Origin of the sequence: Klebsiella sp. GG_Kp173 (assembly GCF_040062415.1) — a bacterium.
Classification (GTDB): Bacteria; Pseudomonadota; Gammaproteobacteria; order Enterobacterales; family Enterobacteriaceae; genus Klebsiella; species Klebsiella quasipneumoniae.
In genome coordinates, this window is the sequence record NZ_JBEAFZ010000004.1 from 1 (window position 1) to 22,748 (window position 22,748).

Annotated in this window: 23 protein-coding genes and 1 pseudogene; 9 read left to right on the forward strand and 15 right to left on the reverse strand. The window is 57.3% G+C overall.

What is annotated here, in order from left to right; translation table 11 throughout:
- Positions 1-277 precede the first annotated feature (277 nt).
- Positions 278-844, reverse strand: a complete 567-nt coding sequence (gmhB, locus tag ABLU50_RS04180) for a D-glycero-beta-D-manno-heptose 1,7-bisphosphate 7-phosphatase (protein ID WP_004204479.1) — start codon at positions 842-844, stop codon at positions 278-280.
- 188 nt (positions 845-1,032) lie between these two features.
- Here gmhB and metN point away from each other — a divergent pair, with 188 nt between their 5' ends.
- The 7 genes and pseudogenes from metN to ABLU50_RS04215 form a co-directional block, all read left to right on the forward strand.
- Positions 1,033-2,064: a methionine ABC transporter ATP-binding protein MetN gene (gene metN, locus ABLU50_RS04185; protein ID WP_002889450.1), complete on the forward strand. Its 1,032-nt coding sequence runs from the start codon at positions 1,033-1,035 to the stop codon at positions 2,062-2,064.
- The gene (locus ABLU50_RS04190) at positions 2,057-2,710 is read left to right on the forward strand and encodes a methionine ABC transporter permease MetI (protein WP_004204478.1); all 654 of its coding nucleotides are present in this window, start codon (positions 2,057-2,059) and stop codon (positions 2,708-2,710) included. Before metN ends, ABLU50_RS04190 begins: the two co-directional genes overlap by 8 nt.
- Before the next feature lie 43 nt (positions 2,711-2,753).
- Positions 2,754-3,569 carry a methionine ABC transporter substrate-binding lipoprotein MetQ gene (gene metQ / locus ABLU50_RS04195; protein WP_002889445.1) on the forward strand — a complete coding sequence of 272 codons (816 nt, stop codon included), beginning with the start codon at positions 2,754-2,756 and terminating at the stop codon, positions 3,567-3,569.
- Positions 3,570-3,676: 107 nt separating this feature from the next.
- Positions 3,677-4,084 carry an Rcs stress response system protein RcsF gene (gene rcsF, locus ABLU50_RS04200; protein WP_004204477.1) on the forward strand — a complete coding sequence of 136 codons (408 nt, stop codon included), beginning with the start codon at positions 3,677-3,679 and terminating at the stop codon, positions 4,082-4,084.
- Positions 4,081-4,788 (forward strand): tRNA (N6-threonylcarbamoyladenosine(37)-N6)-methyltransferase TrmO, encoded by a 708-nt coding sequence (gene tsaA, locus ABLU50_RS04205; RefSeq protein ID WP_017900660.1) that lies wholly within the window; start codon positions 4,081-4,083, stop codon positions 4,786-4,788. Before rcsF ends, tsaA begins: the two co-directional genes overlap by 4 nt.
- Positions 4,789-4,900: 112 nt before the next feature.
- Positions 4,901-6,619 (forward strand): proline--tRNA ligase, encoded by a 1,719-nt coding sequence (gene proS, locus ABLU50_RS04210; protein WP_004204474.1) that lies wholly within the window; start codon positions 4,901-4,903, stop codon positions 6,617-6,619.
- Positions 6,620-6,677: 58 nt separating this feature from the next.
- Positions 6,678-6,971, forward strand: a pseudogene (locus ABLU50_RS04215) (hypothetical protein); the annotation flags it as partial.
- A 190-nt stretch (positions 6,972-7,161) separates the two neighbouring features.
- On the opposite strand, the gene nlpE reads toward ABLU50_RS04215, so the two are convergent.
- The 3 genes from nlpE to ABLU50_RS04230 are packed head-to-tail and all read right to left on the reverse strand — an operon-like array spanning position 7,162 to position 8,858.
- The gene (gene nlpE / locus ABLU50_RS04220) at positions 7,162-7,860 is read right to left on the reverse strand and encodes an envelope stress response activation lipoprotein NlpE (RefSeq protein ID WP_004204471.1); all 699 of its coding nucleotides are present in this window, start codon (positions 7,858-7,860) and stop codon (positions 7,162-7,164) included.
- Between the two features lie 42 nt (positions 7,861-7,902).
- Positions 7,903-8,316 (reverse strand): alternative ribosome rescue aminoacyl-tRNA hydrolase ArfB, encoded by a 414-nt coding sequence (gene arfB, locus ABLU50_RS04225; RefSeq protein ID WP_004204468.1) that lies wholly within the window; start codon positions 8,314-8,316, stop codon positions 7,903-7,905.
- Positions 8,313-8,858, reverse strand: a complete 546-nt coding sequence (locus tag ABLU50_RS04230) for a YaeQ family protein (RefSeq protein WP_004204466.1) — start codon at positions 8,856-8,858, stop codon at positions 8,313-8,315. The genes arfB and ABLU50_RS04230 overlap by 4 nt, the downstream gene beginning before the upstream one ends.
- A gap of 196 nt (positions 8,859-9,054) precedes the next feature.
- Here ABLU50_RS04230 and ABLU50_RS04235 point away from each other — a divergent pair, with 196 nt between their 5' ends.
- Together ABLU50_RS04235 and rof are read left to right on the forward strand one after the other, a co-directional pair.
- The gene (locus ABLU50_RS04235) at positions 9,055-9,255 is read left to right on the forward strand and encodes a YaeP family protein (protein ID WP_002889429.1); all 201 of its coding nucleotides are present in this window, start codon (positions 9,055-9,057) and stop codon (positions 9,253-9,255) included.
- Positions 9,242-9,502, forward strand: coding sequence for a Rho-binding antiterminator (gene rof / locus ABLU50_RS04240; RefSeq protein WP_002889424.1), 261 nt, complete (start codon positions 9,242-9,244; stop codon positions 9,500-9,502). The genes ABLU50_RS04235 and rof overlap by 14 nt, the downstream gene beginning before the upstream one ends.
- Before the next feature lie 12 nt (positions 9,503-9,514).
- Here the strand turns inward: rof and tilS are convergent, their stop codons facing one another.
- From tilS to skp, 11 genes are all read right to left on the reverse strand, one after another.
- A complete protein-coding gene (gene tilS / locus ABLU50_RS04245; RefSeq protein WP_087833087.1) occupies positions 9,515-10,828 on the reverse strand; it encodes a tRNA lysidine(34) synthetase TilS in 1,314 nt (437 codons plus the stop codon).
- 53 nt (positions 10,829-10,881) lie between these two features.
- A complete protein-coding gene (locus tag ABLU50_RS04250) occupies positions 10,882-11,271 on the reverse strand; it encodes a VOC family protein (RefSeq protein WP_004204463.1) in 390 nt (129 codons plus the stop codon).
- A gap of 46 nt (positions 11,272-11,317) precedes the next feature.
- On the reverse strand, positions 11,318-13,471 hold the full coding sequence (locus ABLU50_RS04255) for a lysine decarboxylase LdcC (protein ID WP_004204462.1): 2,154 nt from the start codon (positions 13,469-13,471) through the stop codon (positions 11,318-11,320).
- A 113-nt stretch (positions 13,472-13,584) separates the two neighbouring features.
- The gene (gene accA, locus ABLU50_RS04260) at positions 13,585-14,544 is read right to left on the reverse strand and encodes an acetyl-CoA carboxylase carboxyl transferase subunit alpha (RefSeq protein ID WP_004204460.1); all 960 of its coding nucleotides are present in this window, start codon (positions 14,542-14,544) and stop codon (positions 13,585-13,587) included.
- Between the two features lie 12 nt (positions 14,545-14,556).
- Positions 14,557-18,039 (reverse strand): DNA polymerase III subunit alpha, encoded by a 3,483-nt coding sequence (gene dnaE / locus ABLU50_RS04265; protein ID WP_017900653.1) that lies wholly within the window; start codon positions 18,037-18,039, stop codon positions 14,557-14,559.
- A gap of 17 nt (positions 18,040-18,056) precedes the next feature.
- Positions 18,057-18,656, reverse strand: a complete 600-nt coding sequence (rnhB, locus tag ABLU50_RS04270; protein ID WP_087833088.1) for a ribonuclease HII — start codon at positions 18,654-18,656, stop codon at positions 18,057-18,059.
- Positions 18,653-19,804, reverse strand: a complete 1,152-nt coding sequence (gene lpxB / locus ABLU50_RS04275; protein ID WP_060656803.1) for a lipid-A-disaccharide synthase — start codon at positions 19,802-19,804, stop codon at positions 18,653-18,655. The genes rnhB and lpxB overlap by 4 nt, the downstream gene beginning before the upstream one ends.
- Positions 19,804-20,592 carry an acyl-ACP--UDP-N-acetylglucosamine O-acyltransferase gene (lpxA, locus tag ABLU50_RS04280; protein ID WP_004204455.1) on the reverse strand — a complete coding sequence of 263 codons (789 nt, stop codon included), beginning with the start codon at positions 20,590-20,592 and terminating at the stop codon, positions 19,804-19,806. Before lpxA ends, lpxB begins: the two co-directional genes overlap by 1 nt.
- Before the next feature lie 3 nt (positions 20,593-20,595).
- Positions 20,596-21,051, reverse strand: coding sequence for a 3-hydroxyacyl-ACP dehydratase FabZ (gene fabZ, locus ABLU50_RS04285; RefSeq protein WP_004145858.1), 456 nt, complete (start codon positions 21,049-21,051; stop codon positions 20,596-20,598).
- A gap of 105 nt (positions 21,052-21,156) precedes the next feature.
- On the reverse strand, positions 21,157-22,182 hold the full coding sequence (gene lpxD, locus ABLU50_RS04290) for a UDP-3-O-(3-hydroxymyristoyl)glucosamine N-acyltransferase (protein WP_004204453.1): 1,026 nt from the start codon (positions 22,180-22,182) through the stop codon (positions 21,157-21,159).
- 3 nt (positions 22,183-22,185) lie between these two features.
- Positions 22,186-22,671: a molecular chaperone Skp gene (gene skp / locus ABLU50_RS04295; RefSeq protein WP_002889325.1), complete on the reverse strand. Its 486-nt coding sequence runs from the start codon at positions 22,669-22,671 to the stop codon at positions 22,186-22,188.
- Positions 22,672-22,748: the final 77 nt, after the last annotated feature.

The following is a 22,748-nucleotide window of genomic DNA, read 5'->3' on the forward strand; positions in this document are numbered from 1 at the left end:
TCCATGTCACTTTGAGTGCCCACACAGATTGTCTGATAAATTGTTAAAGAGCAGTTGCGACGCGCTTTAGCGCTCTGTCGCGAGGTGGCGTATATTACGCTTTCCTCTTTCAGAGTCAACCCGTTTTTCAGGATTTTTCTCTTCAACCGAACCGGCTGTTTGTGTGAAGTGATTCACATCCGCCGTGTCGATGGAGGCGCATTATAGGGAGCCCGCCGGGAATGACAAGCGGAAAAATACAATTTTATTTCAACCGCTCATCTTTTATACGTAACGCTTATTTTTGCTGCTTTTTAATCGCCGCCGGCAGCTCTGTCAGGCTATTTAGCACCCAGTCCGCGGCTTTTTCCGCTTCTTCAGTAACAGGCTTACCGGTACGCACCAGCACTTTAGTACCGACATCAGCGGCCGCTGCAGCCTGCATATCTTCCAGTTTGTCCCCAACCATATAGGAAGCGGCCATATCGATATGCAGATAATCGCGGGCGGAGATCAGCATCCCCGGATGCGGTTTACGGCAATCACAGGTCTGACGGTACTCCTCAACCGCACCCTGCGGGTGATGCGGGCAATAATAGATACCGTCCAGATCGACGCCACGGTCTGCCAGGGACCAGTCCATCCATTCGGTCAGCGTTTCAAACTGGGCTTCGGTAAATTTACCGCGAGCAATACCGGACTGGTTAGTGACCAGCACCAGCGCGTAGCCCATCTCTTTTAGTTCGCGCATTGCGTCAATGACGCCATCGATAAATTCAAAATTGTCGATTTCGTGGACGTAGCCATGATCGACATTAATAGTGCCGTCACGGTCGAGAAAAATTGCGGGTACTGACTTTGCCACCGGTTTGCTCCTGAAAAAGGCTAGTGCCGTTAGTATCGCATGTTTCCGCATGCAAGAAAGTGCTCATTATAAAGAGTCAGATTGATTTAGACGTCTGGATGCCTTAACATCCATTTCATTGCCAGGCATCGCCTGGATACGGCAGAAGAAAATGCCACGGCAAACGGCTAAACGATAATAAATAACTGATGATTAAACTTTCCAATATCACCAAAGTGTTCCAGCAGGGGAATCGCAGCATTCAGGCGCTGAATAACGTCAGCCTGCATGTCCCTGCCGGACAGATTTACGGCGTCATCGGTGCCTCCGGCGCCGGTAAAAGTACGCTGATTCGCTGTGTTAACCTGCTGGAGCGCCCGACCGAGGGCAGCGTACAGGTTGACGGTCAGGAGCTGACTGCGCTGTCGGAAAAAGAGCTAACCCGCGCTCGCCGTCAGATTGGCATGATTTTCCAGCATTTTAACCTGCTGGCATCCCGCACCGTTTTCGGCAACGTGGCGTTACCTCTGGAGCTGGATAACACGCCACAGGCAGAAATCAAACGCCGCGTGACGGAGCTGCTGGATCTTGTCGGCCTGGGTGATAAGCACGACAGCTATCCGGCTAATCTCTCCGGCGGTCAGAAACAGCGTGTCGCCATTGCCCGCGCGCTGGCCAGTAACCCCAAGGTACTGCTGTGCGATGAAGCCACCAGCGCCCTGGATCCGGCCACCACCCGTTCCATTCTCGAACTGCTGAAAGACATTAACCGTCGTCTGGGACTGACCATCCTGCTGATCACCCACGAAATGGATGTGGTGAAACGCATTTGCGACTGCGTGGCAGTGATTAGCAACGGCCAGTTGATTGAGCAGGACACGGTGAGCGAAGTCTTCTCCCATCCGAAGACGCCGCTGGCCCAGCAGTTTATTCAGTCGACCCTGCACCTGGATATTCCGGATGACTACCAGGCGCGCCTGAAACCTACCGCTACAGCGGATAGCGTACCAATGCTGCGCATGGAATTTACCGGCCACTCCGTCGATGCGCCGCTGCTTTCTGAAACCGCGCGTCGCTTCAACGTGAATAACAACATTATTAGCGCGCAGATGGATTATGCCGGCGGGGTGAAGTTCGGCATCATGCTGACTGAAATGCACGGTACACAGGAAGACACTCAGGCGGCTATCGCCTGGCTGCAGGAACATCATGTAAAAGTAGAGGTATTGGGTTATGTCTGAGGCAATGATGTGGCTGCTGTTGCGCGGCGTATGGGAAACGCTGGCAATGACCTTTGTCTCCGGCTTCTTCGGTTTTGTCCTTGGTCTGCCGGTGGGCGTGCTGCTGTACGTGACCCGTCCGGGGCAAATCGTCGCCAATGCTAAACTGTACCGGACGCTGTCGGCGCTGGTGAACATTTTCCGCTCCATCCCGTTCATTATCCTGTTGGTCTGGATGATCCCGTTTACCCGCGTGATCGTCGGCACCTCAATCGGCCTGCAGGCGGCGATCGTGCCGTTGACAGTGGGCGCCGCGCCGTTTATCGCTCGCATGGTGGAGAACGCGCTGCTGGAGATCCCGACAGGCCTTATTGAAGCCTCCCGGGCAATGGGCGCTACGCCGCTGCAGATCGTGCGTAAGGTTCTGCTGCCTGAAGCGCTGCCGGGTCTGGTCAACGCCGCCACTATCACTCTTATCACCCTGGTGGGCTATTCCGCCATGGGCGGCGCGGTGGGCGCCGGCGGTTTGGGGCAGATTGGTTATCAGTATGGCTATATCGGCTACAACGCCACCGTGATGAATACCGTACTGGTATTGCTGGTTATTCTGGTTTATTTAATTCAATTCTCTGGCGATCGCATCGTCCGGGCTGTGACTCATAAATAACGTTATTGGCAGACAACACTCATTCTTACAGGAAGGAAATAACATGGCCTTTAATTTCAAAACCTTTGCGGCAGTTGGTGCGTTAATCGGTTCTCTGGCGCTGGTGGGTTGCGGTCAGGATGAAAAAGATCCGAATCATATTAAAGTCGGCGTTATCGTCGGGGCGGAGCAGCAGGTCGCTGAAGTCGCGCAGAAAGTGGCAAAAGAGAAGTATGGCCTTGACGTTGAGCTGGTGACCTTCAACGATTACGTTCTGCCGAACGAAGCGCTGAGCAAAGGTGATATCGACGTCAACGCCTTCCAGCATAAACCGTACCTCGACCAGCAGATTAAAGACCGCGGCTACAAGCTGGTGGCTGTCGGCAACACCTTCGTCTACCCGATCGCGGGTTACTCGAAGAAAATCAAATCGCTGGACGAACTGCAGCCGGGCTCGCAGATCGCCGTCCCTAACGATCCGACCAACCTCGGTCGTTCTCTGCTGCTGCTGCAGCAGGTGGGCCTGATCAAACTGAAAGACGGCGTTGGCCTACTGCCGACCTCACTGGATATCGTCGAGAACCCGAAAAACCTGAAGATTGTTGAACTGGAAGCGCCGCAGCTGCCGCGTTCTCTCGACGACGCGCAGATTGCGCTGGCCGTTATCAACACCACTTACGCCAGCCAGATTGGCCTGACCCCGGCGAAAGACGGCATCTTTGTTGAAGGGAAAGAGTCGCCGTACGTGAACCTGATCGTGGCGCGTGAAGACAATAAAGATGCTGAGAATGTGAAAAAATTCGTTCAGGCTTACCAGAGCGATGAAGTTTACGAAGCAGCAAACAAGATCTTTAACGGCGGCGCAGTGAAAGGCTGGTAATCTTTTCTCACCGTAATATCATTCAGGACGGGCTTCACGCCCGTCTTGTCATTTATGCAAGCACCTGATTCAATAACGCCCTGTTTTTTATTCATTGAGGAAATATTATGCGTGCTTTACCGGTCTGTTTGATAGCACTCATGTTAAGCGGTTGTTCCATGCTAAGCAGATCTCCCGTCGAGCCTGTTCAAAGCACTGCAACTCCTCCGGTTAAATCGGAGCCGACCAAACCACGCGCAACCCGTCCGGCGCCGGTACGTATTTATACCGATGCGTCAGAGCTGGTAGGTAAACCGTTCCGCGATCTGGGTGAAGTGTCTGGCGAGTCCTGCCAGGCTTCGAATCAGGATTCTCCGCCGAATATCCCTACCGCCCGCAAGCGCCTGCAGATTAATGCCGCACGAATGAAAGCCAATGCTGTCCTGCTGCACCGCTGCGAAGTGACCAGCGGTACCCCAGGCTGCTACCGTCAGGCGGTTTGTCTGGGCTCGGCGCTTAACGTCTCGGCGCAATGAGTGCATTTCAGTTCGCGCAGATAGGCGTTATCCGCTCGCCGTATAAAGAGAAGTTTGCCGTGCCTCGCCAGCCGGGTCTGGTCAAGCACGGCGGTGGAGAACTCCATCTGATCGCGCCCTACAACCAGGCCGACGCCGTGCGTGGTCTGGAAAGCTTCAGCCATCTGTGGATCTTGTTTGTGTTTCATCAGACCATGGAAGGCGGCTGGCGTCCGACGGTGCGCCCTCCCCGTCTCGGGGGCAACGCGCGTATGGGCGTCTTCGCCACCCGCTCCACGTTTCGCCCCAATCCCATTGGCATGTCGCTGGTTGAGCTGAAGGGCGTTCGCTGTCAGAAAGAGCAGGTGATACTGGAGCTCGGCAGCCTCGATCTCGTCGACGGTACGCCGGTGGTCGACATCAAACCCTATCTGCCGTTTGCCGAAGCGCTGCCGAACGCGCACGCCAGCTACGCGCAACAGGCACCGCAGGCGGATCAGGTCGTCAGTTTTACCGCCGAGGTCGAAACGCAGCTTTTGCATCTGGAGAAGCGTTATCCGCATCTGAAGGCGTTTATCCGAGAGGTGCTGGCGCAGGATCCGCGTCCGGCCTACCGTAAGGAAGAAGAGGCAGGTAAAAATTACGCCGTCTGGCTGCTGGATTTCAACGTCCGCTGGCGGGTGACTGCCGCCGGTTTTGAAGTCTTTGCCCTCGAAGCGCGCTAATTTTATTTTCCTCTCTTTTGGCATCTTTGCCACACTGGTAAACTAAACCACTTTTTTTGTTTCAGGCTGGGCAACCAGCCTGTTCCGCTCGTTTAACTGGAACCGTTACAACATGCGTACTAGCCAATATCTGCTCTCCACTCTGAAGGAGACACCTGCCGACGCCGAGGTAATCAGCCACCAGCTGATGCTGCGCGCCGGGATGATCCGCAAGCTGGCCTCCGGGTTATACACCTGGCTGCCGACCGGCGTGCGCGTCCTGAAAAAAGTCGAAAACATCGTGCGTGAAGAGATGAACAACGCCGGTGCGATCGAGGTGTTAATGCCGGTCGTTCAGCCATCTGAACTATGGCAGGAGAGCGGTCGCTGGGAGCAGTACGGCCCGGAACTGCTGCGCATTGCCGATCGTGGCGATCGTCCGTTCGTCCTCGGTCCAACCCACGAAGAGGTCATCACCGACCTGATCCGCAACGAGCTGAACTCCTATAAGCAGCTGCCGCTGAACTTCTATCAGATCCAGACCAAATTCCGCGACGAAGTGCGTCCGCGTTTCGGCGTGATGCGCTCCCGCGAATTCCTGATGAAAGATGCGTACTCTTTCCATACGTCGCAGGAATCGCTGCAGGAAACCTACGATGCGATGTACGCCGCTTACAGTAAAATCTTCAGCCGCATGGGGCTGGACTTCCGCGCGGTACAGGCTGATACCGGCTCTATCGGCGGCAGCGCCTCTCATGAATTCCAGGTGCTGGCGCAGAGCGGCGAAGACGATGTGATCTTCTCCGACAGCTCCGACTACGCGGCAAACATCGAGTTTGCGGAAGCCGTTGCGCCGAAAACGCCGCGCGCGGCCGCCACCCAGGAGATGACCCTGGTCGACACGCCGAACGCCAAAACCATCGCCGAGCTGGTTGAGCAGTTCAACCTGCCGATCGAAAAAACCGTGAAAACCCTGCTGGTGAAAGCGGTTGAAGATAGCGCTTCCCCGCTGGTTGCCCTGCTGGTGCGCGGCGATCACGAGCTGAACGAAGTGAAAGCCGAAAAACTGCCGCAGGTCGCCAGCCCGCTGACCTTCGCCACCGAAGAAGAGATCCGCGCCCTGGTGAAAGCCGGTCCGGGCTCTCTGGGTCCGGTGAACCTGCCGGTGCCGGTGATTATCGACCGTACTGTGGCGGTGATGAGCGATTTCGCCGCCGGCGCCAACATCGATGGCAAACACTACTTCGGCATCAACTGGGACCGCGATGTCGCCACGCCGGAAGTCGCGGACATCCGTAACGTCGTCGCCGGCGATCCGAGCCCGGACGGCAAAGGTACCCTGCTTATCAAGCGCGGTATCGAAGTGGGTCATATCTTCCAGCTGGGGACGAAGTACTCCGAGGCGATGAAAGCCGCGGTCCAGGGCGAAGATGGCCGCAACCAGATCCTGACGATGGGTTGCTATGGTATCGGGGTCACTCGCGTAGTGGCGGCGGCGATTGAGCAGAACTTTGACGATCGCGGTATCGTCTGGCCGGATGCGATTGCGCCGTTCCAGGTGGCGATCCTGCCGATGAACATGCACAAATCTTACCGTGTGCAGGAGCTGGCGGAGAAACTGTACGCCGAGCTGAGCGCCCAGGGTATTGAAGTGCTGATGGACGATCGTAAAGAGCGTCCGGGCGTGATGTTCGCCGATATGGAGCTGATCGGTATCCCGCACACCATCGTGCTGGGCGATCGTAACCTCGACAATGACGATATCGAATACAAGTATCGTCGCAACGGTGAGAAGCAGCTGATTAAGACCGGGGATATTGTGGAATATCTGGTTAAAGCGATAAAAGGCTAATCACCCAACCAGGGCCCTGAACGGATGTCAGGGCCTTTTTTTTACAAGGACTGTACCCATGACTGCACCTCTTCTCAGCAGCGGGCTGCTGACCTCCGCCCTGCTCCTGCCTACCGCCTGCACTGTAGACGTCGGCCGCAGCACCCCTTCCGCATCCGCGACCGATGGCCGCTCACCGCCATGGGCTGTCCCCCTCCAGCGTCAAAGCTCGATTGCCGGCAGCGGACTGCGCGAAATCGCCGAAAGCGACCTACGTTCCGGCGACCTGCTCTTCTTCTCCAGCCTCGGCGTCACTTCGTTTGGGATCCGCGCCTTCAGCCCCTCTTCCGTGAGCCACGTCGCGCTGTATCTGGTGAACAATCCGAAGGCCGGTGCGGAGTAAAAGAACGATTTGCCCTTTCCCACCCGTCATGAGGCTCATGATTCGTGCGCTATGGTTGGTGGAAAAGGGGGGGGACGGTAAAACCACCATAACCGAAGTCCGCTGGCCGGCTACCGCTGAGGCGTATCTCCTGCCCGTTTCCCGGGCAGGAGCCGGACAATCAGTGTCCGCAGTCTTTCCCTGGAATAAATTTGCCGGCCTGATCCGTCATCAGCGTTTTCATCATTTCGCCGGTATCCGGGTTCGCCTCGAGGGTAAAGTGCCCTTCCACCACCAGCAGAACCGGACGTGAATCATTGCCGCGGGCAGCGGCATAATCCCGCTCAAGCTGGGCATTGTTCGCCACCGCGACGCGTTTACCGGTCGCGCAATCAGTAAAGGTTGCCGCATCGGCCATATAGAAGTACATGCCACGCATCGCCATCGGGGTGGTCGGCAGGCTGGCCTTCACCGGCTCCAGGGTATAGTTGAGAGGAGACTGAATGGGACTCCCGTTGCGGTCGAGCATCTCCAGTTTGTCGCCCTTCGCGCGAAAGTACGATTTTTCGCCCTTGCTGTTGGTCAGTACCAGCTTGTCCGCCGTACGCGCCCAGGTGCCGTAAGAGGCAAAGGAAGATGGTTCACGACCAGCGCCCTGGTAGTGCTCATTCATCACCCAGGTACCGTCTTTTTCCAGGAACAGCGAGGTGTCGATGCCTTCGCAATCCGCGCAGGGCAGCACTCCACGCCAGCTTTGCTGCATCGGTTTGAGCTCTTCCATCGCTGCCGGCTGAACCGTGTCATTTTCGGCGCGATGGTTACAACCAAACAGCGCGAACAGCGAACAGGCCGCTATCACGGAGAATATGATTTTCTTCACTCTACTTTCCTTATGATCCATTCCACCCGTTCGCCGACGCCTTCACTGGCGAACTTTTCCACGCAGCGCCTTGACTGAGGACTTTTGCGCCTTAGAAGCAAGGCGTCGCTCTTTGGATGCCCGAGTCGGTCGCGTCTCCCGGCGACTTTTTTGCACTGCGGTTAATTCTTTGATAAGGGCCACCAGCCGGGCGATCGCCGCTTCGCGGTTCATCTCCTGACTGCGATATTCCTGAGCCTTAATGATAACCACACCGTCAGCAGAAATTAAGTGATGGCTGGCGGCGAGCAGGCGCTCTTTGTAAAACGCCGGCAGGCTCGAGGCTTTAATATCGAAGCGCAGATGGATCGCGGTCGACGCTTTGTTCACGTGCTGGCCCCCGGCCCCCTGGGCGCGAATACCTTCCAGCGTGATCTCGTTATCAGCAATGGCCACACTGCGGCTGATAGTAATCATGCCGGCGCTTGCCAGGCGGTAAGCTGAATTTCCAGATTATTCTGAGCATCGGATAACCAGATGCTCCCCTCCTGCAACGTGGCCTGCAGCGTCATCGTGCGGTCGGCAAAAGCGCTAAGCTGCGCCAGCTGGGCATCATCAAGATACCAGATGGTCAGCTTCGGGTACGCCGCAAGCTTGTTCTGATTTTGCTGCCACCAGATTTCAGCCGCCCGGCTGTTATAGGCGAACAACGCCACCGCCTGCGCCCGCGAGCAGGCTTTCTTGATACGTTTCTCGTCCGGCAGCCCCAGCTCGATCCACAGATCAACCCCGAGATGATCGTTAAGCAGCCACAGCTCCGGCTCGTCGTCTGACGAGAGGCCGCGCGTAAACTGCAGCCGTTCATCGGCATATTTGATCCACGCCAGCAGGCGCAGCATCATGCGCTCCTGGGTTTCCGACGGGTGCTGCGCCAGCGTCAGGTTAGCATCCAGAAACTGGTTGCGATCCAGATCGGCTACATTCACCGCGGCTTTATATATCGTCGCTTTCAGCGCCATGAATAAACTCCTGAAAAAAATGGCGTACATTGTAGCGAAACTGGCGGCAAAAGGCTGTCAGCAATCGCAGCAACCTGTTTCATCCTGCTGAAATTGCTTAAATGACTATGATATAGTTCCCTTGCTAAACAGAGTTTATCTTCGTAGGCTTAAACTTGCATCCCACGGTTGAGTCAGAACGCTGACAGGAGGGCATGTGGACCACTATTGTGAGTTAATACGCAAGCGGTATGCGGAAATAGCCAGCGGAGACTTAGGGTATATCCCGGATGCGCTGGGTTGCGTGTTGAAAGTATTGAATGAGATTGCGGCGGATGAGGCCCTTTCGGAGTCAGTCAGGGAAAAGGCCGCTTATGCGGCAGCAAACTTACTGGTGAGCGATTATGTCAATGAATGATACTTATCAACCCATTAACTGCGATGATTACGACAACCTGGAGCTGGCCTGCCAGCATCACCTGGTGCTGACGCTGGCGCTGAAGGATGGCGAACAGCTGCAGGCGAAGGCCAGCGATCTAATCTCGCGTAAAAATATCGAGTATCTGGTGGTCGAACTCGCCGGCAACGTCCGCGAGCTGCGCCTGGATAAAATCGCCAGCTTCAGTCACCCGGAAATCGGCACCGTGGTGGTGAGCGAATCCTGAATCAAAACGGGCTTAACCGCCCGTTTTCCTCCATGTCAGACTGATCCCTTCCCCGTCTTTGACTTCACCTTCGTGGGTCACAAACAGATTGTCCGCTGCGGCAATCGGCGTTTCACCGTAAAACAGCAGCGGCGTGGTGTCTCGTCGCCACGGAGCAACGCCCAGCTCCTGCCAGATCTTCTTTAGCTTACGGCCGCCATGACGCCCGACGATATGCAGATTGCCGCTGGCGCGAAAGCGGACGGTGACCGGCTCATCCGCCGAGGGCGGGCGCAGCCTGCCGCCCGGCTGCAGCATCAGCTCGCCGAGACCGTCCGCCAGCCGCAGCGGCTGGCGCCAGTCGGGCCAGTGCTGGACGCTATCCGCCTGCCCGGGTACATATCTCACCCAGTACAAGCGCTGCTGAAAACGACGGACGGTAAATTCCCCCAACCGCAGGCAGGGGCTGGCATCTTCCCGCGCCAGCGCCACCTCGTGCCAGAGGCGCTCCGGCACCTCGCGGGCCGGCATCGGCGCCCGCTGCCCGGCGAGCCAGCGACGCAGCAGCGCCGCGCGGCGGGGAGAACTCATCGACGTCAGTGGCGCGATAGCCAGCGACCCGTCTTCGGCCACCAGCGACGCGAGCTCCGCCGCCAGTATCTCGTCCAGCAGTTGCTCCTGCTCGGCGCACAGGCTGGCGCTGCGGGCGACGGCCTCGCTAAAGTGCGGCCAGCGCTCGCGCAGCAGCGGGATCACCCGCAGGCGCAGAAAGTTGCGGTCATAGGTATCGTCCTGATTACTCTCATCTTCAATCCACGACAACTGATGGGCGAGCGCCCACTGGCGTAGCGATTCGCGGGTTTCATTGAGGAGAGGACGCAGTAGTCGGCTCTCGGCAAAGGCAGAGGATGGCGCCATCGCCGACAGACCAGTAGGACCGCTGCCGCGTTTTAACGCCAGCAACAGCGTTTCGCACTGGTCATCCTGGTGCTGGGCGGTCACTAACACCTCGCCGGCATTGAGCGTATCCTGAAAGGCCTGATAGCGCGCCGCACGGGCATGGGCCTCGACGCCCAGGCCGCCCCGGGCTAACGTCACGCGATGCACCACCAACGGCACCTGCCACTGCTGGCAAATCTGCCGACAGTGCGCCACCCAGTCGTCTGCGTGGGCGCTAAGGCCGTGGTGAACATGTACCGCCCGCAGCGTCAGCGAGGGATCCTGTTCCCGCAGCAGCACCAGCTGATGCAGAAGAACCGTCGAGTCCAGACCGCCGCTGAAGGCCACCAGCAGCTGGCGATGGGGATGAAGCGTATGCGCAATGTCAGCCGTCATAACCACAAACATACCGAGAAGTGATGGCCCGGCACGTTACCGGGCCAGGGTCGCGCTGGCAAGGTTTACTGCTGATATATTTCCAGCGGCAGGTCGTCCGGATCGCTAAAGAAGGTAAAACGTTTACCGGTAAAGGGATCGACGCGAATCGCTTCGCACTCCACGCCATGCGCAGTCAAATGCGCTACCGCCGCGTCGATATCATCCACGCTAAAGGCCAGATGACGCAGCCCGCAGGCTTCCGGACGACTGGGGCGGGCCGGCGGAAACGGGAACGAGAACAGCTCAATCACATACTCGCCGTTGAGCGCCAGATCGCCTTTCCAGGAGTCACGCTCGGCGCGATAAAACTCGCTTTGCAGCGTAAACCCCAGAGTATCGCAATAGAACGCTTTACTGCGGGCGTAGTCGGTCGCAATGATGGCAATATGGTGAACCCGTTTCAAACCCAGCATGGTCAAACTCCTTCTGTTAAGCCAGCCACGTTACTCGTGCGCGCCGTTAACGCGCAAGCCTTTCGTCATTTTTTAAGACTCGTACCCGATAAACGCCGTCCTCATCGCGCTTCGCGCCGTGAATATCGGTCTCAAACCCCGGGTAATGACGTCCTATGGAGCAGAGCATCAGCAGGAAGTCGAGCACCGCCCGGCTCTCCTCCGTGATCATCTCTCCTGGCATCAGCAGCGGTACCCCCGGCGGATAAGGGAGGATCATGTTGGCCGAAATCCGGCCCACCAGGTTCTCCAGTTCAATGGTTTCCACCTCACCTTTAATCTGGCGCTGCCAGGCATGATGCGGCGTCATTTTCATTTCCGGCAGGACGTCAAAGGCGCTGAGCATCAGCTGCGGCAGCTGGTGCTGGCGGATCAAGCGGTGGATCCCCTGCGCCAGATCCTGGATCCGCATATTGCGGTAGAAGTCGGGATCTTCGGCGTACAGATCCGGCAGCATATTCTTCACCCGCAGATTGAGATCGTAGGCACGCTTAAATTCGGTCAGGCCGCGCAGCAGCCCCATCGCCCGGGTTTTATCGATACCGATGCTAAAGAGGAACAGCAGGTTGTAGGGGCCTGTTTTCTCCACCACCACGCCCCGCTCGTCGAGGAACTTCGCCACCAGCGCCGCCGGGATCCCCTCTTCATCCATATTCCCTTGCTCGTCCATGCCCGGCGTCAGAATGGTGACCTTCACCGGATCGAGATACATATGATCCGCATCGGCATCTTTGAAACCGTGCCAGTCTTCGCCCGGCGCTACCGGCCAGCACTCGGCTTTATCCACCGCTTCCGGCTGCCAGATATCAAAGAACCAGCCGTCCGACTCTTCGCGCAGTCGCTGCACCTCTTTACGGAAGTCCAGCGCCCGCTCAATGGAGCGCTGGATCAGGCGCTTACCGGAGTTACCGCGCAGCATCGCCGCCGCGGTCTCAATCGACGCGACGATGGGGTAGCTCGGCGATGTAGAGGTATGCATCATAAAGGCTTCATTAAAGGTCTCTTCATCATAGTTGCCCTTAATGTGGATCAACGAGGCCTGCGACAGCGCGGCCAGCATCTTATGCGTCGACTGCGTCTCGAAGATGACTTTACCGGGGATCCGCTCACCGCTCATGCCGCTTTTCCCCTGATATATCGGATGGAAATGGGTATACGGCACCCAGGCAGAATCGAAATGGATCGACGGGACGTCGAGCGTCTCTTTAAGCCAGGTGGTGTTGTAGAGCAGGCCATCGTAGGTGGAGTTGGTGATCACCGCATGCACGGGCCACTGCGCCCCGCCCGTGTCGCGCACTTTCTGCTGAATACTGTCGCGGGTAAACTCGCGCCGGGGGATACCGCCGAGGATCCCCAGCGCGTTGCGGGTCGGCTTCAGCCACAGGGGAACCACATCGCTCATCATCAGCAGGTGGGCCAGCGATTTGTGACAGTTACGGTCAATCAGCAGCGTGCTGCCGGCGGGCGCCGAGTACATGCCGACAATTTTATTGGACGTTGAGGTACCGTTGGTCACCATATAGCTTTGCTCGGCGCCAAAGGCGCGAGCGATATACTCCTCCGCCTCCAGATGCGGGCCGGTATGATCCAGCAGGGAGCCCAGCTCGGTGACCGAAATCGAGACATCCGCCTTCAGCGTATTCCCGCCAAAAAAGTCATAGAACAGGCAGCCCACTGGGCTTTTCTGATAGGCGCTGCCTCCCATATGACCCGGCGTACAAAAGGTATATTTACCCTCCTGCACATAGTTAAACAGCGCGCGGGTAAACGGCGGGGTGATATTGTCCAGGTACTCGCGGGTATACTGCCCGATGCGGGTGGCGATCTCTTCGGAGAGTCCCAGCGCATATTCGAAGAACCACAGCGTCATGCGCAGATCCTGACTGCTGACGTCCATCGTCGAGTGGGCGTTAATAAAGGCGTACAGAGGCAGATATTCATTGAGCTGATTGATATCGCTGCACAGATCGACGCTGTACTCATCCCAGTCGAAGATCACGCCGCAGATGCGCGGGTTGTGCTCGATAAACTGCAGCAGGTCGGCGCTGTTTTGCGGCCAGATAGTCTGGAAGCCCTGGCGCTGCAGCGCCGCTTCCAGTTCTTTGATCGGCTCGTCTTTGTGATAGACGCCGTGAGGCCCCATGATGGCGATGATATTCACGCTTTCCTCCTGGTATTCACCTAAGTCCAGCATCATAGCAATCCCCTGGGCGCATCGCACATAAAAAAAGGGCCGGAAAATCCGGCCCTTAGTCTTTTTCGCTAGCGGAATACTTAGGCGTAACCGTAGCTCATCAGACGTTGATAGCGGCGGTTAAGCAGCTCTTCTTCGCTGAGCAGATCGAGATCGGCCAGGTCTGCCAGCAGCTGCGCTTTCAGGTTTGCCGCCATCGCTTCCGGGTTGCGGTGGGCGCCGCCCAGCGGTTCCGGAACGATAGAATCGATCAGCTTCAGCTCTTTCAGACGCGGGGCGATAATACCCATCGCTTCAGCAGCCAGCGGCGCTTTATCCGCACTCTTCCACAGAATGGAGGCACAGCCTTCCGGCGAAATCACCGAATAGGTGCTGTACTGCAGCATGTTGACCTTGTCGCCCACGCCGATAGCCAGCGCGCCGCCGGAGCCGCCTTCGCCGATCACGGTGCAGATCACCGGCACGCTCAGACGCGACATTTCACGTAGATTGCGAGCGATCGCTTCCGACTGGCCGCGCTCTTCCGCGCCAACGCCCGGGTAGGCGCCCGGGGTGTCGATGAAGGTGATGATCGGCATTTTAAACCGCTCAGCCATCTCCATCAGGCGCAGCGCTTTGCGGTAGCCTTCCGGGGCCGGCATACCAAAGTTGCGACGAATTTTTTCTTTGGTTTCGCGACCTTTCTGATGGCCAATGATCATCACCGGACGACCATCAAGACGCGCGATACCGCCGACAATCGCTTTATCGTCAGCGTAGGCACGGTCACCGGCCAGTTCGTCAAACTCGTCGAACGCCAGGCGGACATAATCCAGGGTGTAAGGACGGCGCGGGTGGCGCGCCAGTTGCGCAACCTGCCATGCACCGAGATCGGAGAAGATTTTGCGCGTCAGCTCTACGCTTTTCTCGCGCAGACGATGCACTTCTTCGTCGATGTTAATATCCAGTTTCTCATCCTGACGGCTTACCGCAGTCAGGGAATCGATTTTCGCTTCCAGCTCTGCAATCGGCTGTTCAAAATCTAGGAAATTCAGACTCATAGTATTCCTGTATTAGTCAAACTCCAGTTCCACCTGCTCCGAGCCGATAAGGCCACGCAGATCGTTGAGTAAACGATCGCTCGGAGAGACGCGCCATGTTGCGCCGAAACGCAACCGCGCGCGTGCATCCGCCCTCTGATAGTAGAGGTGCACTGGAATGGTTCCCGAACGGTGGGGTTCCAGAGACTGACGGAGTCGGTTTAAAAGCTGGTCATCAATTTGCCTGTCCGTCAGCGAGATAGCAAGCCCGCGAGCATATTTTTCCCGGGCTTCGTCAATGTCCATGACTTCACGGGCGGTCATTTTAAGCCCCCCGCTAAAGTCATCAAAGCTGACCTGTCCGCTGACGATAAGTATGCGGTCTTTTTCCAGCAACTGCTGATATTTATCCAGCGCGTCGGTGAATAACATCACTTCCAGCCGCCCGGAACGGTCATCCAGGGTACAGATGCCGATACGATTGCCGCGCTTGGTGACCATTACCCGCGCCGCAATCACCAGCCCCGCCGCCGTGGTCACTTTTCCACGATCGGTCGGATGCATGTCTTTGAGCCTCACGCCGCCGACGTAGCGCTCAATCTCTTTCAGATACTGGTTAATCGGGTGCCCGGTCAGGTACAGCCCCAGGGTCTCCCTTTCACCATCCAGCACCACCTGCTCAGGCCACGGCTGGCAGCTGGCGTAGGACTGTTCAATCTGCTCAGGCTCTTCCGCCAGTACGCCGAACATATCAGCCTGGCCGATGGCCTCGGCTTTGGCGTGCTGGTCGGCGGCTTTCAGCGCATCGCCCAGCGAATTCATCAGCGCCGCACGGTGCGGACCGAGACGATCGAACGCCCCGGACATAATCAGCTTTTCCAGCACGCGACGGTTGAGCTTTTTAATATCGGTCCGCGCGCAGAGGTCGAACAGCTCGCGGAAATAACCGCCGTTGTTGCGCGCCTCAATGATCGCTTCGATCGGCCCTTCGCCGACGCCCTTGATGGCGCCGATACCGTAGACGATCTCGCCGTCGTCGTTGACGTGGAAATGGTACAGGCCGGAGTTAATATCCGGCGGCAAAATTTTCAGCCCCATCCGCCAGCACTCGTCCACCAGGCCAACGACCTTCTCGGTGTTATCCATATCGGCGGTCATTACCGCCGCCATAAACTCAGCCGGATAGTGCGCCTTAAGCCATAGCGTCTGGTAAGAAACCAGCGCGTACGCGGCGGAGTGCGATTTGTTAAACCCGTAACCGGCGAATTTCTCCACCAGGTCAAAGATTTTCATCGCCAGTTCGCCGTCAATGCCGTTTTTCTTCGCCCCATCCTCAAAGATAGAACGCTGCTTGGCCATCTCCTCCGGCTTTTTCTTACCCATCGCGCGACGCAGCATATCCGCGCCGCCGAGGGTATACCCGGACAGCACCTGGGCAATCTGCATGACCTGTTCCTGATACAGGATGATGCCGTAGGTCGGCTCCAGCACCGGTTTCAGGCTTTCATGCTGCCACTGCACGTCCGGATACGAGATCTCTTCTCGGCCGTGCTTACGGTCGATAAAGTTATCTACCATCCCCGACTGCAGCGGGCCCGGGCGGAACAGGGCCACCAGAGCGATCATATCTTCGAAGCAGTCCGGCTGCAGGCGTTTAATCAGATCTTTCATGCCGCGCGATTCAAGCTGGAAGACCGCAGTGGTTTCCGAGCGCTGCAGCATGTCGAAGCTTTTCTTGTCATCCAGCGGGATGGCGGCGATATCCAGCGGCCCTTCGCCGTTCTTCTCACGGCGCTTATTAATCATCTCCAGCGCCCAGTTAATGATAGTGAGCGTACGCAGACCGAGGAAGTCGAATTTCACCAGCCCGGCGTATTCCACGTCGTTCTTGTCAAACTGGGTAACCGGATGCAGCCCCTGCTCATCGCAATACAGCGGGGCGAAGTCGGTGATTTTGGTCGGTGCGATAACCACGCCGCCCGCATGCTTACCGGCGTTTCGCGTCACCCCTTCCAGCTTACGCGCCATGTCGATCAGCGCTTTCACTTCTTCGTCCGCCTCGTAGATCTCCGGCAGCTGCGGCTCGGCCTCGAAGGCTTTCGCCAGCGTCATGCCCGGATCGGGCGGCACCAGCTTGGAGATGCGGTCGACAAAGCCGTACGGGTGACCCAGCACGCGGCCCACGTCGCGGATGACCGCTTTCGCCGCCATGGTACCGAAGGTGATGATCTGCGATACCGCGTCGCGGCCATACATATCCGCCACGTGCTCGATAACCTGGTCGCGTTTCTCCATGCAGAAGTCGACGTCAAAGTCGGGCATTGAGACTCGTTCCGGGTTGAGGAAACGTTCGAACAGCAGGTCGAACTCCAGCGGGTCGAGATCGGTGATCTTCAGCGCGTAGGCCACCAGCGAACCGGCGCCGGAACCGCGGCCCGGGCCGACCGGCACACCGTTATCCTTCGACCACTGGATAAACTCCATCACGATCAGGAAGTAGCCGGGGAAGCCCATCTGGTTGATCACCTGCAGCTCGATATCCAGACGCTCGTCGTATTCCGGCCGGCGCTTCGCGCGCACTTCCGGATCCGGGAAGAGGAATTCCAGCCGCTCCTCCAGACCCTCTTTCGATTTCATCACCAGGAAATCTTCCGTGGTCATATCGCCGGTCGGGAACTGCGGCAGGAAATATTCGCCAAGCCGCACGGTGACGTTACAGCGCTTGGCAATTTCAACGCTGTTTGCCAGCGCTTCCGGAATATCGGCGAACAGCTCGCACATCTCTTCCTCGCTGCGCATATATTGCTGCGGCGAGTAGTTGCGCGGCCGTTTCGGGTCGTCGAGGGTGAAGCCGTCGTGAATAGCGACGCGGATTTCATGGGCGTCAAAATCGCCTGTATCGAGGAAGCGGACATCGTTGGTCGCCACCACTGGCAGACCACGCGCTTCCGCCAGCGCCACGGCGGCATGAAGATAACTCTCTTCATCCTGACGACCGGTGCGGATCAGCTCCAGAAAATAGCGATCCGGGAAATGCTCTTCATAGAAGGCGACGCACTGCTCAACCAGCGGCATGTTGCCGCGGATCAGGCTGACGCCGACGTCGCCTTTACGGCCGCCGGAGAGCAGAATCAGCCCTTCCTGATGTTCCACCAGCCAGTCGCGATCGATCCACGGCCCCAGGGCGCCGTAGCCACGCTGATAGGCGCGGGAAATCAGCAGAGTCAGGTTCTGGTAGCCGGTGTTATTCGCCGCCAGCACGGTCAGCTCGGTAAATTCGTCGCCGAGCAGGTCGCACTGCACGTGGAAATCGGCGCCGACGATCGGCTTAATCCCCGCGCCGTGTCCCGTCCCGTAGAACTTCACCAGCCCGCAGAGGTTGGTGAAATCGGTGATCGCCAGCGCTGGCATGCCAAGCGAGGCCGCCTTCTTGACCAGCGGCCCGGTCTTTGCCAGCCCATCGATCATGGAATAGTCGCTGTGCACCCGCAGGTGTACGAAACGTGGTTCAGCCATCTTTAGATCCCGGTGACTTAGTTGGACGCCAGGCCCAGGGCACGCTTCACCGGGCCAAAACTGCGCCGGTGATGCTCTGTTGCGCCGTGTTCCTGCAGCTTCTGCAGGTGAACAGCGGTGGGATAGCCTTTATGCTGGGCAAATCCGTAGTGGGGAAATGCGAGGTCCAGCGTGGCCATTTCGGCGTCACGAGTGACTTTTGCCAGAATAGACGCTGCGCTGATTTCTGCCACCCGGCTGTCGCCTTTGACTACTGCCAGGGAGGGCATCGGTAGCGATGGGCTGCGGTTGCCATCGATCAGAACAAACTCGGGTACAATGCTCAGGCCGGCGACGGCGCGCTGCATCGCCAGCATAGTGGCATGCAGGATATTCAGCTCATCGATTTCGTGCGGCTCGGCGCGTCCCAGGCTCCAGCACAGCGCTTTCTCTTTAATCTCATCGAACAGCGCCAGACGACGCTTCTCGCTGAGTTTTTTGGAATCATTCAGACCCACAATCGGCTTCGCCGGATCGAGGATCACCGCCGCGGTCACCACCGCGCCAACCAGGGGGCCACGCCCGACCTCATCGACGCCGGCAACCAGATGGGTATGCGGATAGACGAACTCCATCATTGTTTTGCTAACTCCAGTACGGCATCCGCCGCCTGCTCATCGGCGTTGCAGCGGATCTGCTGATGCAGCGCGCGGAATGTCTCATGCATCTCATGGCTGGTTTTGCCATCGGCCAGCAGCGGCTGAAGAGCGGCAGCCAGCGCCTGAGGCTCGCACTCATCCTGCAGCAGCTCTTTAACCAGCTCGCGCCCGGCAAGCAGGTTCGGCAACGAGACGTAGTCGGTTTTAACCAACCGCTTCGCCAGCCAGAAGGTGAACGGCTTCATGCGATAGCCAACCACCATCGGGCATTTCGCCAGCATACACTCCAGCGCCGCCGTCCCGGAGGCCAGCAGCGCGGCGTCGCTGGCGATCATCGCATCGCGCGCCTGACCGTCCAGCATATGGACGATCATATCCGGCGCCGTCTCAGCTTTAATTCGCTCAAACTGCTCCCGCCGTTTGGCATTAACCAGCGGCACCACCACCTGCAGATCGGGATAGCTAGCCCGCAGAAGCTGAGCGGCTTTCAGAAAGTCCGCGCTGAGCATTTCGACTTCTGCGCCGCGGCTACCTGGCAACAGCGCCAGGCAACGCACGTCGTGCGGGATCCCTAACCGATCGCGCGCGGCGCCTTTGTCAGGATCCAGCGGCATCGCATCCGCCATGGTATGGCCGATAAAACGGCAGGGAACGTTAAATTTGTCATAAAACGCTTTTTCGAAAGGCAGAAAAGCCAGCACCAGATCGGTGGATCTGCCGATTTTGAAAACGCGTTTTTGTCGCCAGGCCCAGACCGACGGGCTGACGTAGTGAATGGTTTTGATGCCCTGCTTTTTCAGATTCCCTTCGAGGGTAATATTGAAATCAGGGGCGTCGATGCCGACGAAGACGTCGGGACGCAGCTCGCCGAAGCGGCGGGTCAAATCGGCGCGAATATGGAGTAAGCGACGCAGGCGACCGAGCACTTCAACAATACCCATCACCGCCAGCTCTTCCATTTCGTACCAGGCTTCACACCCTTCCGCCTGCATCAGCGGTCCCGCCACGCCGACAAAGCGCGCATTCGGGATGCGTGCTTTGAGGGCGCGGATGAGGCCGGCGCCAAGAATATCGCCGGAGGTTTCTCCGGCGACCAGGGCAATCGTCAGGGGACGCTGTTCAGTCATTAACGAATCAAGCCGCGGGTAGAGCGGGCGAAGAAATCGACAAACGGCTGGACTTCAGGATGCTGAGTCGCCAGTTCGGCGATCTCCGGCTTGGCTTCTTCCAGCGTCTTGCCGCTGCGGTACAGCAGTTTATACGCGTTGCGGATCGCGGTAATCGCTTCCCGGCTGAAGCCGCGGCGTTTCAGGCCTTCGATATTGACGCCGAATGGCGTCGCATGGTTGCCCTGGGCAATCACGAACGGCGGAACGTCCTGCGCCACGCCGGAGCAGCCGCCAACCATAACATGTGAGCCAATGACGCAGAACTGATGCACCGCGGTCATGCCGCCGATAATGACATAATCATCCAGCGAAACATGGCCCGCGAGCGTCGCGTTATTGGCCAGGATGCAGCGATCGCCAAGCGTACAATCGTGCGCCACGTGGGCGTTGATCATCAGCAGGTTATCGTTGCCCACCTTTGTTAATCCACCGCCCTGTACTGTGCCGCGATGAATGGTGACGCTTTCGCGAATGCGGTTGCGATCGCCAATTTCCACCCGGGTCGGTTCGCCAGCATATTTCAGATCCTGGTTAACTTCGCCGATGGAAGCGAACTGATAGATCTCATTGTCACGGCCGATTTTGGTGTGGCCATTAACGACAACGTGAGACTTCAGTACGGTGCCTTCGCCGATTTCGACGTTGGCGCCAACAATACAAAACGGACCAATGTGGACGTTAGCGCCAATCACGGCGCCTTCTTCTACAATGGCGGTAGGATGAACAAAAGCGGTTTTATCAATCACGTATCAGGCCTCCCGGCTACGCGCACACATCATCGTCGCTTCGCAAACCACTTTACCGTCAACCAGCGCAACGCCTTTGAAACGGGTCAGGCCGCGGCGGGTTTTCTCGAAAGTGACTTCCATAATCATCTGATCGCCTGGTACTACCGGGCGTTTGAAACGTGCTTCATCGATGCCCGCGAAGTAATACAGCTCGCCTGGTTCCAGTTTTCCAACGCTTTTGAATGCCAGAATCCCGGTGGCCTGCGCCATTGCTTCCAGAATCAGGACGCCCGGCAAAATCGGCTTACCAGGGAAATGCCCCTGGAAAAACGGCTCGTTTACAGAAACATTTTTTACTGCGCGCAGAAAACGACCTTCTTCAAAATCCAGCACGCGATCTACCAGCAGGAACGGGTAACGGTGAGGCAGAAGTTCCAGAATCTCTTCAATGTGCAGAGTATGAGTGTCAGTAGTCAAAATACTCTTCCTGTCTAAATGTACTAAAAGGCAATAATAACACGGCCTGCGGCAATCTTTTAGCGAATGCAACAGGCCGGAAATGTCATGTGACCAAATGATGAATTAGTCTTGTTGATTAACCTTGCGCTCAATCGCTTTCAGGCGCTTGCTCATCTCGTCAATATTCATCACCAGCGCAGCGGTTTTACGCCACGCCTTGTTCGGCTGCAGCGGAATACCGGAGGAGTATACGCCAGGTTCGCTGATAGGACGCATCACCATCCCCATCCCCGTGACGGTGACCTTATCGCAGATTTCCATATGGCCGTTAATCACGCTGGCGCCGCCAATCATGCAGTAGCGGCCGATTTTCAGGCTGCCTGCCATGATAACGCCGCCGGCAACCGCGGTATTGTCGCCAATCACCACGTTATGCGCAATCTGGCACTGGTTATCAATGATAACCCCGTTGCCAATCACGGTATCGTCCAGCGCGCCGCGGTCAATTGTGGTGCAGGCGCCGATCTCCACGCGATCGCCAATAATGACGCGACCCAGCTGCGGGATCTTCACCCAGTTGCCGCGATCGTTGGCGTAGCCGAAGCCATCCGCGCCGATCACCGTGCTGGACTGGATCAGGCAATTCTCGCCGATCTCAATCTCATGGTAAACGGTCACATTGGCCCACAGACGCGAGCCGGCGCCTATTTTCGTATTTTTCCCAACGAAGCAGCCTGCGCCGATGACCACGTTATCACCCAGCACTACCCCGGATTCGATAACGGCGTTGGCGCCGATGGCAACGTTGCTACCCAGCTTCGCCGTCGGATCGATAACCGCGCTCGGCGCGATATCCTGTGCCGGCTGCGGCGTGGTATCCAGAATTTGAGCCATGCGCGCATAGGTCAGGTAGGGATTACGCACTACCAGCGCGGCGCTATGGGCAAAAGGCAAATCATCCTGCGTCATCACAACGGCAGAAGCCTGGCAAGCGGCCAGGTGCTCACGGTACTTAGGGTTGACCATGAAAGTGATTTGGCCCGTTTTCGCGCTCTGCATGGACGCAACGCCGGTGATGACGATATCGCCATCACCGTGTAATTCTGCATCCAACTGCTGCGCGAGATCAGCCAGTCGAATTGAAGGCATTACTTATTTAACCTGTTTCAGCACATCAGCGGTGATGTCTTTTACATCGCTGCTGTTGTATGCAACGGCATTCGCGTCAACCACCAGATCGATGCTCTGATCTTTCGCTACGCTCTGTACGGCAGTCTGGATACGGGTCACCAGTTTGCCACGCTCTTCGTTGGAACGACGAGCGCGATCCTGTTCAAACGCCTGCGCTTTCTGGGAGAAGGTCTGGCGCTGAGCCATCACGTCTTTTTCCAGTTTGGTACGATCGGCGCCCGGCTTCATGGACTGCAGACGCTGCATTTTAGACTGCAGGTCGCCTTCCATACGCTGCAGTTCGCTAGCGCGGCCTTTGAACTCGTTTTCCAGCGTGTTGGAAACGCCAGTTTTCTGGGCAACCTGTTGGAACAGGCTGTTCATGTTCACCAGGGCAATTTTATCTGCCGCCTGAGCGGAAGTTACCATTGCCAAACCCAGACCTGCAGCTAATAACCACTTTTTCACAATAAACTCCTTACCATCCCATGAGTACCCAGGGGTACCGTTATTTGCGTGGCGAGGCGATAAACGCGTTATCGCCT

What these genes read in the sequence shown, in the direction of transcription:
- rcsF (WP_004204477.1), top strand. Translation starts at nt 3,677, where the DNA reads ATGCGTGCTTTACCGGTCTGTTTGATAGCACTCATGTTAAGCGGTTGT.
- tsaA (WP_017900660.1), top strand. Translation starts at nt 4,081, where the DNA reads ATGAGTGCATTTCAGTTCGCGCAGATAGGCGTTATCCGCTCGCCGTAT.
- rnhB (WP_087833088.1), bottom strand. Translation starts at nt 18,656, where the DNA reads ATGATGGAGTTCGTCTATCCGCATACCCATCTGGTTGCCGGCGTCGAT.
- tilS (WP_087833087.1), bottom strand. Translation starts at nt 10,828, where the DNA reads ATGTTTGTGGTTATGACGGCTGACATTGCGCATACGCTTCATCCCCAT.
- arfB (WP_004204468.1), bottom strand. Translation starts at nt 8,316, where the DNA reads ATGATTACTATCAGCCGCAGTGTGGCCATTGCTGATAACGAGATCACG.
- lpxB (WP_060656803.1), bottom strand. Translation starts at nt 19,804, where the DNA reads ATGACTGAACAGCGTCCCCTGACGATTGCCCTGGTCGCCGGAGAAACC.
- ABLU50_RS04230 (WP_004204466.1), bottom strand. Translation starts at nt 8,858, where the DNA reads ATGGCGCTGAAAGCGACGATATATAAAGCCGCGGTGAATGTAGCCGAT.
- proS (WP_004204474.1), top strand. Translation starts at nt 4,901, where the DNA reads ATGCGTACTAGCCAATATCTGCTCTCCACTCTGAAGGAGACACCTGCC.
- ABLU50_RS04190 (WP_004204478.1), top strand. Translation starts at nt 2,057, where the DNA reads ATGTCTGAGGCAATGATGTGGCTGCTGTTGCGCGGCGTATGGGAAACG.
- rof (WP_002889424.1), top strand. Translation starts at nt 9,242, where the DNA reads ATGTCAATGAATGATACTTATCAACCCATTAACTGCGATGATTACGAC.
- metN (WP_002889450.1), top strand. Translation starts at nt 1,033, where the DNA reads ATGATTAAACTTTCCAATATCACCAAAGTGTTCCAGCAGGGGAATCGC.
- metQ (WP_002889445.1), top strand. Translation starts at nt 2,754, where the DNA reads ATGGCCTTTAATTTCAAAACCTTTGCGGCAGTTGGTGCGTTAATCGGT.
- lpxD (WP_004204453.1), bottom strand. Translation starts at nt 22,182, where the DNA reads ATGCCTTCAATTCGACTGGCTGATCTCGCGCAGCAGTTGGATGCAGAA.
- ABLU50_RS04250 (WP_004204463.1), bottom strand. Translation starts at nt 11,271, where the DNA reads ATGCTGGGTTTGAAACGGGTTCACCATATTGCCATCATTGCGACCGAC.
- accA (WP_004204460.1), bottom strand. Translation starts at nt 14,544, where the DNA reads ATGAGTCTGAATTTCCTAGATTTTGAACAGCCGATTGCAGAGCTGGAA.
- dnaE (WP_017900653.1), bottom strand. Translation starts at nt 18,039, where the DNA reads ATGGCTGAACCACGTTTCGTACACCTGCGGGTGCACAGCGACTATTCC.